At 48.4% G+C, this 17,823-nt stretch carries 21 protein-coding genes and 1 other RNA gene; 15 read left to right on the top strand and 7 right to left on the bottom strand.

Features of this window, described 5'->3' with window-relative positions; translation table 11 throughout:
- Positions 1-363: 363 nt before the first annotated feature.
- Genes L985_RS06745 through L985_RS06770 form a run of 6 tightly spaced genes read left to right on the top strand, consistent with a single transcriptional unit; the run spans position 364 to position 6,021 of the window.
- Entirely contained in the window at positions 364-1,044 is a 681-nt protein-coding gene (locus L985_RS06745; protein WP_047395957.1) for an ABC transporter ATP-binding protein, read from the top strand.
- Positions 1,041-1,859, top strand: coding sequence for a hypothetical protein (locus L985_RS06750; protein ID WP_029341386.1), 819 nt, complete (start codon positions 1,041-1,043; stop codon positions 1,857-1,859). The genes L985_RS06745 and L985_RS06750 overlap by 4 nt, the downstream gene beginning before the upstream one ends.
- Before the next feature lie 12 nt (positions 1,860-1,871).
- Positions 1,872-2,942 carry a hypothetical protein gene (locus L985_RS06755; protein WP_047395952.1) on the top strand — a complete coding sequence of 357 codons (1,071 nt, stop codon included), beginning with the start codon at positions 1,872-1,874 and terminating at the stop codon, positions 2,940-2,942.
- Positions 2,943-2,996: 54 nt separating this feature from the next.
- On the top strand, positions 2,997-3,878 hold the full coding sequence (locus tag L985_RS06760) for an ATP-binding cassette domain-containing protein (RefSeq protein ID WP_047395950.1): 882 nt from the start codon (positions 2,997-2,999) through the stop codon (positions 3,876-3,878).
- Positions 3,875-4,927, top strand: a complete 1,053-nt coding sequence (locus tag L985_RS06765) for a hypothetical protein (protein WP_158513333.1) — start codon at positions 3,875-3,877, stop codon at positions 4,925-4,927. The genes L985_RS06760 and L985_RS06765 overlap by 4 nt, the downstream gene beginning before the upstream one ends.
- Positions 4,924-6,021 carry an ABC transporter permease subunit gene (locus L985_RS06770; RefSeq protein ID WP_047395941.1) on the top strand — a complete coding sequence of 366 codons (1,098 nt, stop codon included), beginning with the start codon at positions 4,924-4,926 and terminating at the stop codon, positions 6,019-6,021. Before L985_RS06765 ends, L985_RS06770 begins: the two co-directional genes overlap by 4 nt.
- A 90-nt stretch (positions 6,022-6,111) precedes the next feature.
- On the opposite strand, the gene L985_RS06775 is transcribed toward L985_RS06770, so the two are convergent.
- The 3 genes from L985_RS06775 to L985_RS06785 form a co-directional block, all read right to left on the bottom strand.
- A complete protein-coding gene (locus L985_RS06775) occupies positions 6,112-7,005 on the bottom strand; it encodes a hypothetical protein (RefSeq protein ID WP_029341391.1) in 894 nt (297 codons plus the stop codon).
- An 89-nt stretch (positions 7,006-7,094) separates the two neighbouring features.
- Positions 7,095-7,301, bottom strand: a complete 207-nt coding sequence (locus L985_RS06780) for a DUF2922 family protein (protein WP_029341392.1) — start codon at positions 7,299-7,301, stop codon at positions 7,095-7,097.
- 36 nt (positions 7,302-7,337) lie between these two features.
- Positions 7,338-7,565 carry a DUF1659 domain-containing protein gene (locus L985_RS06785; RefSeq protein ID WP_023467919.1) on the bottom strand — a complete coding sequence of 76 codons (228 nt, stop codon included), beginning with the start codon at positions 7,563-7,565 and terminating at the stop codon, positions 7,338-7,340.
- A gap of 68 nt (positions 7,566-7,633) precedes the next feature.
- Here L985_RS06785 and L985_RS06790 point away from each other — a divergent pair, with 68 nt between their 5' ends.
- The 4 genes from L985_RS06790 (at position 7,634) to L985_RS06805 (ending at position 11,257) form a co-directional block, all read left to right on the top strand.
- Positions 7,634-8,629 carry a potassium channel family protein gene (locus L985_RS06790; RefSeq protein ID WP_231884689.1) on the top strand — a complete coding sequence of 332 codons (996 nt, stop codon included), beginning with the start codon at positions 7,634-7,636 and terminating at the stop codon, positions 8,627-8,629.
- A 69-nt stretch (positions 8,630-8,698) separates the two neighbouring features.
- Entirely contained in the window at positions 8,699-9,391 is a 693-nt protein-coding gene (locus L985_RS06795) for a hypothetical protein (protein ID WP_029341394.1), read from the top strand.
- A 59-nt stretch (positions 9,392-9,450) separates the two neighbouring features.
- Positions 9,451-9,864 carry a hypothetical protein gene (locus tag L985_RS06800; protein ID WP_023467922.1) on the top strand — a complete coding sequence of 138 codons (414 nt, stop codon included), beginning with the start codon at positions 9,451-9,453 and terminating at the stop codon, positions 9,862-9,864.
- Positions 9,865-9,913: 49 nt separating this feature from the next.
- Complete coding sequence (locus L985_RS06805) at positions 9,914-11,257, top strand: S8 family peptidase (protein ID WP_047395931.1); 1,344 nt, start codon at positions 9,914-9,916, stop codon at positions 11,255-11,257.
- A 47-nt stretch (positions 11,258-11,304) separates the two neighbouring features.
- On the opposite strand, the gene L985_RS06810 is transcribed toward L985_RS06805, so the two are convergent.
- Positions 11,305-11,748, bottom strand: coding sequence for a hypothetical protein (locus L985_RS06810; protein ID WP_029341396.1), 444 nt, complete (start codon positions 11,746-11,748; stop codon positions 11,305-11,307).
- Between the two features lie 134 nt (positions 11,749-11,882).
- On the opposite strand from L985_RS06810, the gene rnpB reads away from it, so the two are divergent.
- Together rnpB and L985_RS06820 are read left to right on the top strand one after the other, a co-directional pair.
- Positions 11,883-12,256: RNase P RNA component class B (gene rnpB / locus L985_RS06815), an RNA gene on the top strand.
- Positions 12,257-12,367: 111 nt separating this feature from the next.
- On the top strand, positions 12,368-13,513 hold the full coding sequence (locus tag L985_RS06820; protein WP_029341397.1) for a THUMP domain-containing class I SAM-dependent RNA methyltransferase: 1,146 nt from the start codon (positions 12,368-12,370) through the stop codon (positions 13,511-13,513).
- A gap of 519 nt (positions 13,514-14,032) precedes the next feature.
- Here L985_RS06820 and L985_RS06825 read toward each other — a convergent pair.
- On the bottom strand, positions 14,033-14,227 hold the full coding sequence (locus L985_RS06825; RefSeq protein ID WP_029341398.1) for a hypothetical protein: 195 nt from the start codon (positions 14,225-14,227) through the stop codon (positions 14,033-14,035).
- 202 nt (positions 14,228-14,429) lie between these two features.
- On the opposite strand from L985_RS06825, the gene L985_RS16930 reads away from it, so the two are divergent.
- Both L985_RS16930 and L985_RS06830 read left to right on the top strand, forming a co-directional pair.
- A complete protein-coding gene (locus L985_RS16930) occupies positions 14,430-14,582 on the top strand; it encodes a hypothetical protein (RefSeq protein WP_158513334.1) in 153 nt (50 codons plus the stop codon).
- 101 nt (positions 14,583-14,683) lie between these two features.
- A complete protein-coding gene (locus L985_RS06830; RefSeq protein ID WP_029341399.1) occupies positions 14,684-15,181 on the top strand; it encodes a hypothetical protein in 498 nt (165 codons plus the stop codon).
- On the opposite strand, the gene L985_RS06835 is transcribed toward L985_RS06830, so the two are convergent.
- Together L985_RS06835 and L985_RS06840 are read right to left on the bottom strand one after the other, a co-directional pair.
- Entirely contained in the window at positions 15,174-15,362 is a 189-nt protein-coding gene (locus tag L985_RS06835) for a hypothetical protein (protein ID WP_029341400.1), read from the bottom strand. The two genes, L985_RS06830 and L985_RS06835, sit on opposite strands and share 8 nt — an antisense overlap.
- Before the next feature lie 85 nt (positions 15,363-15,447).
- Positions 15,448-16,359 (bottom strand): tol-pal system YbgF family protein, encoded by a 912-nt coding sequence (locus tag L985_RS06840; protein WP_158513335.1) that lies wholly within the window; start codon positions 16,357-16,359, stop codon positions 15,448-15,450.
- 116 nt (positions 16,360-16,475) lie between these two features.
- On the opposite strand from L985_RS06840, the gene L985_RS06845 reads away from it, so the two are divergent.
- Entirely contained in the window at positions 16,476-17,804 is a 1,329-nt protein-coding gene (locus L985_RS06845; RefSeq protein WP_051656242.1) for a M20/M25/M40 family metallo-hydrolase, read from the top strand.
- Positions 17,805-17,823 lie beyond the last annotated feature (19 nt).

Genomic DNA, 17,823 nt, shown 5'->3' on the forward strand with positions numbered 1-17,823 from the left:
GTCCTCTCTTTTTTTGATCAACGAATCGAAAGAGTCAGATGTCATGAGGATAACGTGCACTTTTTTGTTCATCTCGAATCGTTTTCCTGGGACAAGCATCGCGCCGCTTTACTTCGTTGCAGGGTCGCTCCTGTTTGTTTTTCCCTAGGAAGCGATTTCGAGTGAACAAATCGCGTTTCTTTCTTCCAGATAGAAACGAAGTCGAAAGACTCGCGGAGTCGGACATGATTGTCCGACTCTTTTTCATTTTCTGGATATATTCAGGGAAAAACAGGTTGACGACAGACTGTATGGCATGTACCATACAGTTAACAGATGTACTATTGTCTTAATACAATGGTGATAATGAAGGAGGAAAGTCTAGTGCTTGAAGTGAAGGGGCTACAAAAACGATATGGACGAAAAAAGCAGGTCTTACGTGACGTGACGTTCTCTGTCGGTCTAAACGAAGTGACGTGTCTGATCGGCTTGAACGGGGAGGGGAAGTCGACGATTTTAAAAGCAATTCTCGATCTGATTCCGGTAGATGCCGGGACGGTGACGGTCGACGGCAAAACATCGCGCGACCAGATCGCGTTCGTGCCTGATCTCCAGACGATGCCGAGCTACATGACGATCGGACAAGCGCTCGCGTATATGGCGGATCATTATCCAGACTGGAATCAAGAGACAGCAGAACGATTGCTGCAGACGTTCCAGCTGTTTACGACGGATAAAATGGCGAACTTATCAAAAGGGAATAAGGCGAAGTTTAATCTCGTCTTAGGATTCGCCCTCGATCGACCGTACATATTACTCGACGAACCGCTCGCGGGAATCGATCTCTTCATGAAGGAACAGATCGCTTGGATTTTCTCAAGTGAGTTCATGGAAGGACGGAGCATCCTGATGACGACTCACGAAATTGCTGAGGTCGAGCAGGTGATTGACCGAGTGTTATTCTTACGGGACGGGAAGATCGTCGAAGTCAAAGAGACGGATGAGTTACGTGGCCGTCATCATCAATCGGTCCAAGACCGGATGCGGGAGGTATATCAAGGATGAAACGCTGGTTGTTATTAACAAATGAAGAACTGAAACGGAGTACGAAACTACTGGTGTTCTTGATTTCAGGATTGATCGTCGCGGAAATCGCGTCACTGCTCTATCAGATTTACGATTATCAAAGCACGATCGAGAAAACGATGCGTATCGATCAGATTTCAGAAATGGACGCAATTGCACAAGTAGGTGGTGCGTTGACATTCGCACAGGCAACGGATTTTTACGATTCAATCATTGTTTTAGCGATGGGGATGATTCTCTTGTTCGCGTTCTGGATTTGGTATCGCGACTGGATGGGCGAGACGAAGTACATTTACAGATTGCTATTGTTACCTGGTTCACGCCGGGCGATTATTGCATCAAAACTGACGGCCGTTCTTCTCGTCGTCGCTAGTCTGATCGGAATTCAGTGGGTGTTGTTGTTGCTTAGTCGTAATCTTTACTTATGGCTATTGCCAGATGCTCAACAGGTCACAGCCAGCATCAACGAATACTCCTTCTACATGAAGTTGTTCTATACGATGTACCCAACTGACATTTTATTCATTTTACTAATGACATTCATCGTCATCTCGTTCGTCTTCATGACAGTATTACTTGAGCGGTCGTTTCGAAGAGGAAAAGCGTTCTTGCTCGTCGGATTACACGGGGTTGCGCTGATTGGCGGTTATATCGTTTTAGGCGTAGCCTTGTCAGCTATTTCGAGCAACCTGAGTCAGCTGCATATGCAATTTTATTTCGGATACGTCGTGCTCTTAACGTTATATGTGTCATACAAAAATCTGCGGTTAGTCCAGACGCGCCTATCCGTATAAAGGAGAAATCTCATGAAACGATATCGTCAACTTTTGATCTATGGATTGATCATTCTCATGACAATCGGGAGCTACATCGGCTATACGCTATCGATCCAAGGCGCAGACTTGTCGCTCGAGACCGTCAGTGGAAAACCTTCGCAAGTAGAAAATTTTAATCTACGTCTTCAGACGAAAGGCATGCGTTCGACGGTTTATGATGTCGATGCTAAGGGAGCCATTGAAAAACAGTCAAACTCTTACGTCGGACAACTTTTCCGTGAAGATAGCATGACGGATTTACCAGACAAATATTATGAGTTCACGACACAAATGGAAACAAATGTCAGTGGGAGTGGGCAATCGGAATATGCGATTCAGATTAAACACAATAAACTGCAATTTAAGATGTTTACGTTCAAGACAGAGAAAATGTTCGAGAAGACATTTCAGTTTGATACAAAACTTGAGACAGGGAGGGACTTACAAGCCAGTGTCGTCGATAAACAGGCGATGAAGGTTTATATCCAACTCGATCGAGTCGATCAGCCAAAGGAAACAAAACTACTTGTGCTCGATTTAACAAGCGACCGGGTCGAAGAGATCGTTCTTCAAAAACCAGTAGCGCCTAAAAACGCTCGTCAATTTTTAGCGATTCATCAAAATGAGGTCGTCTACACGGAACAACCGTCTGACAGCGATGAAGAGAACACAAAACTATCTTATTTTCTCGATGACGGGAAGGTCGTTCGGTCCATCAAGGAGTTAAATCAGCAACAAATCGGTTATACCCCCTATGCGAACGGTCGTTATCTAATTGGCTTCCGCCTGCCGGAAGGAGAGACGAAACGAATCGAATGGTCGATGTTCGACTTGGAAACGAAACGATTATCCGAGCATAGCGTAAGCAGTCCGCTTGTTTTGAAAAAGATCGATTGGTTGGATTCGACGGACGAGATGCAGCTCTATCTCTCATCAGAGACGAACGCTGGATTCCAAGTGTCCGTGATCGATCTGAAGAATGAACAACTGATGTATCAAGGTGAAATCAAGGATGCGAATCATAAAAAAGGAACACATATCTATGATTTTGCGATTCAATGAAATGGAGACGTCATACCGAAACCGGATGACGTCTTTTTGAAAGGACAGAATGATATGAAACTAGAAATCGAACAGTTATCAAAAATCTATCCGAATCGAAAACAAGCGTTGCAGGAGATCACGTTGACACTGGAAGCCGGAGTGTATGCCTTGTTCGGTGAAAATGGAGCAGGGAAGACGACGTTGATGAAGATTCTCGCTGAACTGTTACGTCCATCGCAAGGGGTGATTCGAGTCGACGGTCACGTCGTCTCACCACTAGAAGAAACGTACCGCGAACGAATCGGGTATTTGCCGCAGGAGACACCGCTTTACGGTGATTTCACGGCAACACAGTTTTTAACGTACTTGGCAACGGTCAAGGGCGTTCCTAAATCCGACATCACCTCTCGCGTTGAACAAGCCTTGATCGATGTGAATTTGCTAGAACAAAAAAATCAGAAACTACGCCGCTTCTCAGGTGGAATGAAGCGACGGATCGGTATCGCGCAACTACTGTTGAACGACCCGGACTTTCTGATCATCGATGAACCGACGGCAGGGCTTGATCCAAAAGAACGGATTCATTTTCGGAACGTCATCGCGACGATTGCGCGAAAACGAATCGTCTTACTGTCGACACATATCGTCTCGGACGTCGGGTCGATCGCAAAGGAAATCATCCTGATGCAGCAAGGGAAGATCATCCGCCAAGCTAATCCTTATACCTTGCTCGATGAGATCGCGACCTCGATCTGGTCCGTCGATGTATCGGACGAGACATTACTCGTCTTGCAGGAGACGTACCAAATGGGTGCGATTCAACAAACACGGTCTGGTAAAAACCGCGTCCGGATCATCTCATCCGATCGACCGCATCCAGATGCGGTTCAGGAAGAGTCGCAACTAGAAGATTTATACCTTTATCACTTAGATGAACGGATGCGTGGCGCGTGATGTCGATGTTACGATTCGAATCATATAAATTATATAAATCGCTAATCGTCTGGTTGCTGTTGATCGGAACGGGAATCTTTTTCTTACCGACATTAGTGGAACCGATTGATCATGTCGTCAAGTCCCGCTATTCTTCGTTCGAAGGACCAGCAACGAAAGACGTCTTTAAGATGATTGAGACAGATCGCAACATCATCAATGATCCAGATACACGAATGTTAGAAGACGACATATTTTACAAGAATGAAATCTATGCTCAAATCTTACATATGGAAGAAGCGCAAATTCAACGGCAGCAACGCCTCGACGTTTTAAAAAGCGATACGTTCGAGCAAAAGCTCGTCAATCGTATCAACGTCGCATCGATTCGCTATCACGATCCGGCGGAAATCGTAGCGACGTTCGTCAATCAATCCGGACTCCTGTTCCCGTTGATCGGACTCCTACTCGTGACGATCAGTTATACACGTGAACGCATGACCGGAGTCGAACAGTACCAGTTGACGTCGCGGAATGGACGACATCTCTTATTACGTGCGAAATGGATGGCTGCCGTTATGTACGTGACGATCATCCACGTATTAACGTATCTTGCGACGATCTTAGTCGTCCGTTATCAACTCGGACCGATCGATTGGTCGGCACCGATGCAAGCGATGGACGGACTAACTGCAGCGCCGTATCCATTATCGATTGGTGGATATGTACTGTGTACGTTCATTTATCAGGAACTAGCCTTTGTGACGCTAGCGACAGCTATTTTATGTGCCTCGTTATTCGCGAAACAGTACAGTCACGCCTTCATTTACGTAATGGTTTTGATCGGCTTACCATTGACGTATGGTTACGTCATTCCGGACGTGTTCTTCCCAGATTTCGTGCAAGTGCTGATCTTCTTTTTCCCAAGCCGCGGCGTGCTGACGCGTGAACTGTTCCAGACAGATATACCGTTCGTCTTACCGATTTTTGTGATGCTCGTTTGGATTGTACTGATCGTCACCCTTTACGTATTCATGATGCGATCTGTCAAAAGGAGGGAGCTGACATGAGCCGCGACTTATTGAAGGTGGAATGGCAAAAGGTAAAGCAACAAAAGATGGTGTGGGTTCTGCTGTGCCTTGTGTTTATCGTCGGTCTGATTTTTTCGTTTAGTCGGATGGGCTTGCCTGGAACGGAACGGACGAATGCACCGTTCGAAGGGAAATTGACGAGGGACTTCGTGCAACTGGCAACAGAAGGAGAAAAGCGTGTAACGAAGAATGGGATCACGAAAGCAGAACAGCGTGAACACGACATTTATTTGCAGATTCTGAAGGCAGACGGCCGGCATCAGTCGCAATCGCAACGTGTCGACGAATTGCGTCAAGAAGCGCGCTCAGCGACATCTGACATCAAAAAACGAAAACTCGAACAAGAAGCGTCGTTGCTTGCGAAAATCGATTATCAACACGTTGGCAACTACCGGACGCTTGATCAATTCATCGTGTTTCTCGGTGTCGGAGGATTTGCGTTGCTGGCGATCGTCTTGACGTTAGTAACCGCGACGAGTTACTCGCGCGAAGCGCAGACCGGGATGTTGCAACTGCTCTATAGTTCAAAGCATGGTCGCAAAGACGTCCTGACGGCAAAATTAACACTCTCGATCCTGCTCGTCACTGGCATCATCCTCGTTTACAATATCGTGCAGTGGCTCTTATTTTTCCGTCAGTCAAGCGGCTGGGAGTTACCGATTCAGTTTAACTATCATGATTCTCCATACCCGTTGACATCCGGGCAACTGTATCTGCTCGCTATCTTGATGCAGTGGCTGGTCGGCATCTCGTTAGTCATGACGTTCACGTTTTTCTCGTTACTCGTCCGGCAGGTCCTTGCTGTTCTGATACTCGCATCGATCTGGCTGATTAGTCCGTTCGTGCTTGAAAAGTTCTTTGGAGGCATCATGGCGAGCGAAACGATTCGCTCACTTCTCCTCCTGACACAAGGACAGTCATTGATGGTGTTCGTGTTGTTTAAGGATTACCTAGCTGTACCGGTGTTTGGGCAACCCATTACTTTACCAGTAGTCGTCATCGCCAGTAGTATCACGACGATCTTCTTGTTCGGCTGGGGTTGTTACAAGCTTGTCTCGCGTCAGTCTGCCTAAAAAAACGCTTCGCACCGGAAAAAGTTGTCCGGTGCGAAGCGTTCTTTTTTTCGTTTTGACTAGGAATCGATGTGTCCTAAGGCGAAAGCATCAAGACGTGAAGTTTTTCTCTGCCGCTTTACAGGCACGCAATAAAGCATCCTTGAAGAAGCGATCTTCCTGCGAAGCGAGTTGTTGTGTCGCTTCTTCGTCCCCACGCAGGGAGCGGGCGAGCATCTGAATGACCTTGACCCAGCGCCGGACGTGATCGAGTTGCGGGCGACCCATCGCGACGTATACCGTGAACCAATCGTTCTGATCGCGACGGATCATCCGTTGGAACAATGATTTCGCGAGATCGACTTCTTCGGTCGTCGGGAGTTCGTTCGTCTCGAAATAAAGACGTAACGCTGCGACAGCAGTCGCATATGCTGCCTTGACGTCTTCCGACGGTTGGTGTTTGCCGTAATCAGATGTCGACAGATGAAGTAAGGCGGGTTTCTTTTCGACACCCGTGATCCAAGCGGAGATCGTCTTATTGCCTTTATAGGCTTGACGGTTCGCGACCGGGAGCTTCGCCGTGACATTACCGACTTTCCCGATCAAGGTCACTTTATTGTTGCGATCTTGGATTTCAGTCACTTTCATCTCGACCGTATCCCCCATTTCATGGGGAATGGCTTTCGGCTGAAGCTTTTCTCCTGCCGAGAGTGGCGAGCGCTTGCGGATCATCCGCAGTGCTTCCTGTTCAATCCGGTCGTCAAGCGACCAGAGATGCTCTGGTGGAACGTTACGGAACCGGCGACGTCGAACCTTGATGTACTGGTCAAGCGCGTCAGCAGCTTGCTCCCGCGTCGATTCGCCACGTGCGACGGGGCCGATGATGTCTCGGAGCGTAATGGATTCGAGACGTTCCATGATGCCTTCGAACGGGATGAGTTCCATTACGTAGAGACTACAGACGACGAGTTCGCATTCGCGAGGAGTGAGTGGGCGTTTGGCCATAAATTGACTTCCTTTCAGCTGGTTGATGTTTCTAGTATACCAAAAAAAAGCCATCGTCACGTAATCCCGTGACGATGGTCTGAAAAAGCTTACAAGACGAATGCCGATTCCGAACTGTTTTGCAATTCAGCGGACGCGAGACGTGTGACACCGTTCATGAACGGGTCATGGGCGACGAACAAGTCACCGATTGCTTTGATCTCAGCCACGGTCGCATTCTCCTTCGCACCAGCGATCCGTAAGCGATACGGCTTTTTCGTCACCGTATCGAACGTCAGGACGATCGTATGTTCCATCAATGGTCACTCCTTTCGTGAAATGTAGAGGATGGGTCATGCCTTCAGTAAAGCGTAGTCACGGCTGATTTCCGTCAGCGCGTAACGTCCGTCGAGTAAGCTGCCGATCGATTGCCCGATCGAAGCGACGACGTCTGCTGGAAGATTCGAACGTAAGCCGTTGTAGCGGCGGCGAGCGACGACGGCATCACCGTTCGCTGTCACCTTGTCCTTACGCTCGAAGACGATGACGAGACTCGTCTTGATCTCTTCTGCTTGTGTCATGTGTATCACCTCCTTCGCCCTTATTGACAGGGGAAGAGACCGGATTGTTCGAAAGGAATGAAAAAAACATGGTCTGGTTACGTTTTTTACGAAAAGTCTCGTTTCTACGGATGCGGACGCTCGGATATGCATCGTTGATCTTCGTCTTCGGTGTCGCGGGCATCATGTATGCTCTTGAGCCGGAGACGTTCGGGTCCTACTTCCGCGCCGTCTACTGGACGATGACGACCGTCGTCACGGTCGGATACGGTGACTTCTTCCCGAACTCGGATACCGGTCGGATTCTGACGATCTTCGTGTTCATCTTCGGGATCGGGATCGTCGGTGGATTGATCTCAAAACTGGTCGACGGTGTCCAGTTGATTCGTAATCAAAAGGAAAGAGGGTTGTTACAAGTGAAGGAAACAGGACATACGGTCGTCTTCGGTTACAGTCGGCGTTCGAAGCACGTCATCGAGTCATTGCTTGAACATACGGATGTCGTCCTCGTCGACGACCTAGAGCGAGAGCCATTCAGTCATCCCCGATTCCATTACGTCTGTGGTGATCCGGCACTGACGTCGACGCTCGAGCGAGCTCACATCGAAAAGGCGGTCCGCGCGATCGTCCTTGCGGATCATTCGATTCCGCCGGTCCATGCTGACGGACGAACACTGTTGATCGCTTCAAGCATCGAACGGGCGAATCCGAACATTTACACGATCGTCGAGATGATGCTCGAAGAACACCTCGACAGCTTTGAACAGGTCAAGGTTGATGAGGTATTGCTCGGTGACGAGACGATTGCCCGGATGGCGATCCTCGCGTCCCATCATCCTGGCGTAACGAAAGTCGTGACGAACTTATTGACGAAGGATGGTGAGGGAATGTTCTCGATTCCGACACGACCGGAATGGGCGACATACCGCGATGCGTTTCACGCCTTGCTGGAAGAAGGAGTGACGATTCTATCCGACGGGAAGCGGCTGGATTTGAACCAACGTCTCGACGAAACGATTCCGAAAAATGGAACGCTGATCGTCTTATGTTCGGAGGAAACCGCCCAACGAATCGGAGCAATTTAGGTCGGGCATGATTCAACTAATCTTTTTTCGGGTATAGTAAACAAATTTACTAGACGGAGGAAAAGGATTATGACACAACCACAACCAGAATGGATCCAAGAATTATTTGAGACGGTCGATCAAGGCGAAATTAAAAATGCACCGAAATTACTCTATATGGCATTGACTCTTGAACCAAGTTATTTTACAAAAGCAGTTAGTCGTTTTAATCAACGATTGGAAGTCGAACCATTAACGGACGTTTCGGAACTACTGACGGTGTATCGTCAATTCTTCCTCTCAGCTAATCCATCTGAGGAATACTGGTCACTTGCTTGGAACGAACTCATCCAGACCCTACAACATATGATCGATCGACCAGAAGCGCAGCAATTACTTAAAGAACATGTTGATTTACTCGACTGGTGGTCAAGTGAATCCTTACTGTCACTCCCGAGCTGGTTGACGATTTTAGATGTCGCAGAACGGATTGACGCGCTCGATCAATTTAGCAGTTATCTTCCAGATATCTTCGAGAGCTATGCGCTCGAGACAGCAAAGGATGAACCGTTCGCTCGTCTTGCCTGGTACGCACTCGCAAGCAATCAACAAGAGTTGCTTGCCCCGTACAGAGACCGGATTGAAGCCGGTTCATCGAAGGAAATTCAGTCTCTTCGTCAAGCGGATCTCGTCGATCAAATTGAAACGACACGGGTCGTTATGTTAAAGTCGAAAGATAACGAGCCGATTGAATTAACATTTGATCGAAAATGGACATTATAAATTATCGAAGAAAAAATGACACCTAGAAGCCGCACGAATCCAATCCAAGGGGTGTAGGGATGATTCACGTCAATTTACCGAGTGGTGACTATGTCGTGTTAGTAGAAATAAATCGTGAAGTGCTGCTGTGTCATTCGATTGAAGAAGCGGAACAAGCACAACGTGACCGGTATGAACTGGTCGGACGGATGAGCGAACGCTTGCCGGCAGAAGTGATTGGACCCTCGATTGCGGACTTCGTCCGCTTTTCGACTGGGTTCATCGGCGAAGAAGTAACGTGGCATGAAGAAGAGGAAGCGTTCTTTTGCCAACAGTTCGAGACGTTCGACGGTTCCCCGTTAGGTGAAGATTTGACGGGTATCGATGCAACGCGTTGGCGTGCGGTCCTTGCACGCTATTATGCTTACGTGACGATCGGAAAGATCATTCCTTTTGAAGTCAGCGAAGAACCGGACGGTACGGTTCCGCTTTAGTCCAAACGATTCTTCGGTCGGCGCGTAAACAGAGAAGGGCAGGGTTCCCATGAAAAAGCAACTTGCACTACTCACGCTAGCGACAATCGTCGCCATGCCAACGTCTGCTTTCGCGCAGTCTCAATACGTACAATACGACCCAACCTTTACAGAACAACAAAAACAAGAATGGTTGGCGAATCAAGGTCTGACCGAGATTCGTGCCTTGAAACAAAAAGGGTTCTCACTCGTCGAGCCCCTTGCGCACCTCGAAGAAAAGGATATCGACGCCGATTTGATTCCGATCACGGACGTCAAAAAAGCGACGGATTCTGCCCAATTCCAGCAAACGTACCTCGATCAGTCACGGATTCCGGCTTACTGGAAGTACAGCCGCGGGAAATCGGATGTTCGTGTTGCGATCATCGATGACGCGATTGATACGAAACACCTTGAGTTCAAGGATGTCATCTATAAAACGACGACGATTTCCGGGATTCGTAAACCAGATGATCATGGCACACATGTCGCGGGGATCGTCGGGGCGCGTGAAGACGGTCAAGGGATTGTCGGTGTCGCTTCTGGTGTCAAACTGATTGGAGCGGACGTCTTTGACGGAGAATATGCCGGGTCGATCGATATCGGCGACGGTATTTTGTATGCCATCGAGCAGGGAGCAGATGTCATAAATCTGTCGCTCGGACAATATGAATACGATCCGTATATGGAGTCCGCGATCAAAAAAGCAGAAGCGAAAAACATCCTCGTCGTCGGTGCAGCCGGAAACGACGGGAAGGGGAAAGTGCTTTTCCCAGGCTCGATGAGTCAAGTCGTTGCCGTTGGATCGGTCGGGACGCTTGGGCGTGCCTCGACGTTCTCGAACTACGGGAAAGGACTCAATATCATGGCGCCGGGTGAAGGGGTTTACTCGACGATCGTCGGGAACAAATACGGCTACTTGGACGGAACGTCGATGGCGACACCAGTCGTCAGCGGTGTACTGGCACTCGCGAAATCGAAGAATCCATTCGTCTCGAACACGACGATGCGCAGTAAGTTATATGCGGCAGCGACGAAAAAATCAGGCGATACGAAGTCGCATTATGGAACGGGTCGCTTGAACGCCGGGATTTTGGCGACACTGCCGGCACCGATCTCGAAGATCTCGTTGCCGTCAACGGTCAAGCCGAATCAACTGTTTTCATTCTATTTCGATGAGTACGCGAGTGCGAAGACGATGACACGTCTTTATAAGGACGGGAAGGTTGTCAAGACGTTCACGCAATCGAATTTAAAAAATGGACCGCATAAGTTTACGTATAAGTTGAAAGAGAAGGGTTCTTACAAGCTCGTCTTTACGACGACCGGCGGACGCCATACGCGGACGGTCGAACGACTCCTGACAGTGAAATAAAAAAAGCGCCTCCCACTTAGTGAGAAACGCTGTACGAGACCCGGAGATTACTTCGGGTCTTTTCCTTTTTTATAGACGGGCGTCGGAGGCGTTAATGCCTCTCCAGTCCACGTAATCATCGCTTCCATCTTGTATCCTGTGTCATCCTCATGGACGAACGACAGGCGACTGGAATCGATCAATTGGTATAAACCATAAGCGACCTGGTCAGCCCAAGAGCGTAACGTCATTGCTTCATCATACAACGGGATTTGCTCAGGGAAACGTTCATTCATAAGCAAGATATCGTGTTGATCGAAATGATAGCTACGTTTTGAGAGTGCATCGGGCGCCTTGACGTTGAACGGCTCGAACGCGTGGATGAGCTCCCCTTGACGATAGAAGGCGAAGATGCCGTTTCGCAGATGAAGTGCCTTGATCTCATCGATTTCGATCAGGAATGTCAACTTGCGAACCGTTCGCCGGTTCGTACCAGAGCGTCGTTTTTTCATGCTACATGCCCCCTTCTGAACTCTTGTACTATACCGTGAAATGAGGCAGAGACGCAACTTTTTCGTTTATAAAACGAGAATTGCCTCTTGCAGGAAAGTGACATCTACGCTACACTCATAAGCAGTGACTATGTTGGTTCGGACAATCGCGGGGCATTTCGGTGCTTTGAGGAAAGTCCATGCTCGCACAGCCTGCGATGGCTGTAGTGATCGTGCTACACAAAAAGATAAGTGTAGGCAGCGTCAAGCTGACGGCAGAAGGAACGCCTAAGTCTTCGGATAGGGCCGAAACTTCTTGAAGGTGCCACAGTGACGGAGCTTCATGGGAAACCATGAAGGTGGAACGAGGTAAACCCCACGAGCGAGAAACCCAAATTTGGTAGGGGAATTTCCGGAGCGGAACTGAACGCGAAGGAGAGCGTATGCAAATACGGAGATAGATGATTGTCGCCTGCGTGTGAGGGTCAAACCGTTTGGAACACTAAGGAACAGAACATGGCTTACAGGACCACATAGGCTGTTATTTTTAAGTTGAACGAGAGTCCAGGTCCACCCTGGGCTCTTTTTTTATTGCAATGAAACGATTCAGTGGAAGAAACAATAAAGGAGTGAACGCGATATGGCAAAACGCTTAGTCATCGCGACAGCGGCGATGGGAATCGAAGCGCTCGTCGCAAAAGAAGTCCGTGCGTTAGGATATGAATGTACGGTCGAGGACGGAAAGGTCTACATCGATTGTGAGATGGAGGACATTCCTCGTTTGAACATGTGGCTTCGGACAGCGGACCGGATCAAACTCGTCGTTGCCGAGTTCCGCGCGACGACATTCGAAAAATTGTTCGATCAAGTCAAGGCACTACCGTGGCACGAATTGATGCCGTGGGATGCGAACTTCATCGTCAACGGTCGTTCGGTCAAGTCGAAGCTGTTCTCGATCCGTGACTGTCAGAAGATCACCGAGAAAGCGATCGTCTCGCACATGCAAGAACAGTACAACAAAGGGACGGAATGGTTACCGAAGACAGGTGCGAGCTATCCGATTGAAGTTGCTTTGTTAAAAGACATCGCAACATTAACGATCGATACGTCTGGCGATGCGTTGCACAAACGTGGCTACCGTGAGTTCCACTCAGCAGCCCCACTCAAAGAAACGATGGCAGCAGCGATGCTGATGCTGACGAACTGGAAGCCGGACATGCCGCTCTACGACGTCTTCACTGGTTCAGGTACGCTTGCAATCGAAGCAGCGATGATCGGGCGTAATATCGCACCAGGGATCAACCGGGAGTTCGTCTCGCAGGAATGGAAATGCATTCCGAAGAAGGCGTGGTTCGATGCAATCAACGAAGCGAACGAAAAAGCCGAATGGGACAAACCATTGAAGATTTACGCAAGCGATGTCGATCCAGAGATGGTCAAGCTCGCGAAAACGAACGCAGAACTCGCAGACGTCCGCGATGCAATCAACGTCATGCAACGCGACGCAGCAGACTTCAAACCGAAGGAAGACTTCGGTGTCATCATCGGGAACCCGCCGTACGGGGAACGTTTGGAAGACGCACGTGAAGTCCATCAGTTGTACCGCAAGATTGGTACGGCGTATAAAGAATTCCCATACTACAGCGTCTATATGATCACGTCGTATGTTGAGTTCGAAAAAGCGTACGGTCGCCCAGCGACGAAACGCCGGAAGCTGTACAATGGGAACATCGAAGTTCAGTTCTATCAATATTATGGTTTGCGTCGGAAACGTCCGCAGGCTTAAGCCATTTCTAGCACTTACAGAAAACCCATTGCACACTTTTTGCACACTTGATGTGAAAAGCGGGAATTTCCTCACGAACCGCTCTGTTGAGCGGTTTTTTTGCGTTTCAAAAGCTGTTCGAATTGCGTCGCCGTATCCGATTGTAAAGTGTGCAATACGTGAGCGTACGTATCCATCGTCAACGTCGCATCGGCATCATGGAGACGCTCACGGCTGCCATTGTCGGGGACGATGAAGCCTACCGGCAATCACCCGCTGTCATTGGTATCGAGTGATTACACAGCGGAGGGCGCAAGAATTAGTCCCGTCTGTCGCATGCACTGAGCGGTACGCAGAAGGGGCTGAATGAGTTCTTTGATGTTGAAAGTTAGCTGGCGAGTATCCTCGAGATATATCATTGTCGGCTAAGCAACGCGTCAACTGCCATTGCAAGACGGTTCCGGTCGTAAATAAGAACATCTTAGGTTTGACGCTAGAAGAGAAAAAGACTCTTCGACAGGATGTCATTAATCAATTTGATTAAGGACGTGGACGTTGCTTTTTAGTTCGGTCGAGTTCGGACTTTAAATAATGTTTCTCCGGGAAACAATAGTAATCCGTGCGCTCGCCTTCTTGAGATGAGGATTTTTCATACAGTACCCCAACTGTTTTATCACATTTTTCGCAATACCAATCTTCCATAAGCGGTCGTTTATTTCCTATTTTCTTAGGCATTCGAGTTCCTCCTCTCTAATTTTTCTGCGTCGAGTATAAGCAGTTGACTAAGAGATATCAAGCATTTTATCTCTTTACCGGAATAGGCTGATAAAAATTGCCAAGTAAAATCAAGAATCTCATCGCTTCTCACGTCTCTATTGTCGAAAAGACCGCAAACAAGCTGTCTTTTTTGTTGACCAAAAGTAAGGAATAACCGGGCTTGGATTACCCGATTCCCGTAAAGGCATCGAGCACAGCAACATCGAGTGATCTCGGCATCTTCTTCAACCCGATCGAAGACGCAATCAACCTCGGAGCTTATGAAGCGTGTGCGCTTGAGGCGGTGGGCATCACGAAGGCGAAAGTCTTCTGAGCTGATCCGACACCTGGTAGTACCTCGGTGCTCGTCGTCTAAAAGGAAAGAATGCTGACGCTCGAAAAGATTACCGAAGCCGAGGTAAGGTAAGTGCGAAAGTGGCATTAATCGCGAACGACATCGTGCTTGTCCCGAACCCGTTGTCGATTTCGATTGAAGCGGACGCTAATTTTAATGCCGTCGAGGTCGTGTTAGAACAACCACTGCAAGATTACTTAGCCATCCTCGCATTCAGCGTGGAGAGCATCCGATATGTGCAACTGTTCAACCTCTTGATTGAACAGCCGACGGGCAGATGGACGCGCTCGCATGAGATTGCGATTGATTCGGGATTTGTACTGATTGGTGATGATGTTGCGTTTCGTGAGGAGGAACTAGCCGAGGAACTCTTTTTCGGTCAACAGGACGTCCATTTGTTTCGAGCGGGTATCATGACCGATTCTGGATATGGAGACGGCATCTATCATCTGAAAGTAAAGAAAAATCGAGATAAACAAATCATTCGGAGTAAGAATCAATTTCATGGAGTAGCAATCGAAAGACCGGTCAAAGGAATGCTCCTTCGACCGGTCTTTTTGAGGTATGTAGTTATTTGATATTGTCGATGGCGTTGCCGTCTTGATCGACTTGAGTAGAAAGTCCTGTCCAGCCACGACCTTTTGTCTCTAGCCAGCTGGTGAATTCGACGAGAAATTCCTCGTGTGGTACATGGCCACCATCTTTTTTGACGACGACGTACCCATCAAGCTTTACATATGACTCCTTCAGCGATTCCATTCGTAATCTCCTCCTAAGCAGCGGATGCGAAAGTAAGAGTATAGCGCTCGAAACACTCATTTACAAATGATATCCATTTGTCTTTCTAGTTTAACAAATGATCCGCTCGACATAAGATCGTCACCTTCACACCATCAGCGACAGAAAAGCCATTCATTCGTGTGCCATCATTCATGCGAAGCGGTGTCGTTTGGACGATGTCCTGGAAGAAAAATAGGTCACTTCGTAAACGACGGAGAAGCTGACGGACATGATCGTACGTTATCGCTTGACCACTCAATTCCGTCAATCGATCGGCTAGCGCAGGATACGTCGACGTCGTGTTCGTGATGATAACGAAGAGTGTCAAGAAACCGTTCGGATTCAGTAAGATAGTTTGATTTTTCCACTCGACGAAGGTTCCCTCTGAACTGCTTCGTAAGACCACTTCTTGACCGTCAGCTTGATATTCCTGAAACGAACGTTCATTGATCAATGTCTCCGTTCCGTCTTGGAGTTTTCGATAGTAAAGACGATCGAACAGGTGCTCATCTTCAACGAGTAATTCGTTTCGGTATTTGTTGAGTCGTGCCGCTTCATCCGGATGCTCCTCGTGTTCTCGGTATTCGAGTTCAGCAAGTGATTCGCGAGCCAGGTAGATGCTGCAGTTGACGACGAACATATGCGTCAGCGTCGTCTGGATGTCGCTCAAAGTAGCGTCAACCGTACCGTCGAGCGCTCGGCTGAAGTGACGTATCGCTTCCGCATACTGGCGTTTGACATAAAGAATATAGCCGAGACGGTAATTCGCAAGTGGGTGGTTCGGACGAAGGCGGATTGCCAACTTCAATGCTCGACGCGCTGCGCTATAATCCGGCGTCTCCGAAAATTTCGAGTACTCCGCTTGGCGGACATACAGATTCGTTAGTTCGTCTTCCAATTGTCTTCTTTCATCTCGATCCGTCGTTTCCCGAATGGCGCGCTGGAGTTCTTGCGCTCGTGCATAACTCGTTATCATTCCGGTCATCCTTTCTGTCTCTTTTCTTTCATCATAGGGCGGACCAACGTGTGTGACAAGCTGTCACAGCGGTGTTGCTACTCTATAGGTATCAACATTAAAGGAGTCGATGTGAGATGAAAAACGAAACCAAATGGATCCGATATGGCATTTTAAGTGGGGAAGTCATCAAAGAACCAACATGGTCAGCTTGTGTACAAGATGTCGTGCAACGAGCGGGTCAACAAGAAGCGACAGATGAAGAGATTCTCGATTGGATCGAAGAAGCAAAACATCGCTATGCACCACTTGACGATCATGGGATGGAAGCATTGTTTGATCCAAGAAGACAGGCGTTACCCTATCATCTGTTTGACGGGTATGTCCGAGGCATCGTTCGTATGATGAACGAACTTGGGATTTTGACAAGTTCCTGTTGTGACGGTCACGGTAAACGAGCTGCTCGGGTTTATACGCAGGATCTGCTGACGAACCAGCAACGATATCTGCTTCGTTTAGCGGCAGATACGGTTCCAGGGTTGACTGTGTCCTTACAGAGTCGGTGGATTCAACTTGAAGTGAGAGACCAACGTTCGCTGTTGCTGGATTTAGCGGAAGTCTTATACCGCATCAAACAAGACGCGTCGATGATACAAGAGCTGGAGTTGCAACGCTTCAGAAAGCGTCTGCTAAAATGGCTCGCTATTCCTGGACAAAGCAGAAGGGAGCAGATGATTCGCAGTCGCGTACAACAGGCAGTCCGCCGATTTGCTGACGATTCTGTTATCGATGAAAAAGGGAACCTGCTCGTGACCTACCATCAAGGGGAAGGACCGGTCATTTTATTATCGGCACATCTCGATACCGTCGAACGTATCGATTCGTACCGGACGCTGTTTCAGGAAGGAACAATCTTAACGAGTTCAAACGGGATTCTTGGGGCAGATGATCGAGCGGGAATCGCTGCGATTCTTGAACTCATGGAACGCATCCCAGCGACTGACTTCCGCGGAACGATCAAGCTCGCTTTTTCAGTCGAAGAAGAGATTGGTTGTCGCGGTGCGGAAGCGATGGACGCGTCCTTTTTAAAGGACGTTGACGCAGCAATCGTCTTTGATCGCTGCGGTACACGCGACATCGTTACGGGCTGTTATGGCGAGTTTGATTTTTGTAAGGAGGCTTTTGGCTCATGTTTTGAGCAAGCCGGTCTGTTGAGTGATATGCCAGATTGGCGAACGACACGGTACGGGGGGAGCAGTGATGCGAAACTATTCGCGTTACGAGCTATTCCGTCCGTTAACCTATCCGTCGGTTATCTGCATGAGCATACGGATTTTGAACAGGTTGATTTTGCGGCGACGCTCGAAACCGTACGTTTGGTCGAAACATTACTCCATCATCGATTGCTCGAGCGCTATTTCGCTGAGCGGACAGAAAATCCACCTCCAGGCGGATATACCGATTAATGGATTCCAAATATAGTAA

This window comes from Exiguobacterium sp. ZWU0009 (assembly GCF_000798935.2).
Lineage (GTDB): Bacteria > Bacillota > Bacilli > Exiguobacteriales > Exiguobacteriaceae > Exiguobacterium_A > Exiguobacterium_A acetylicum.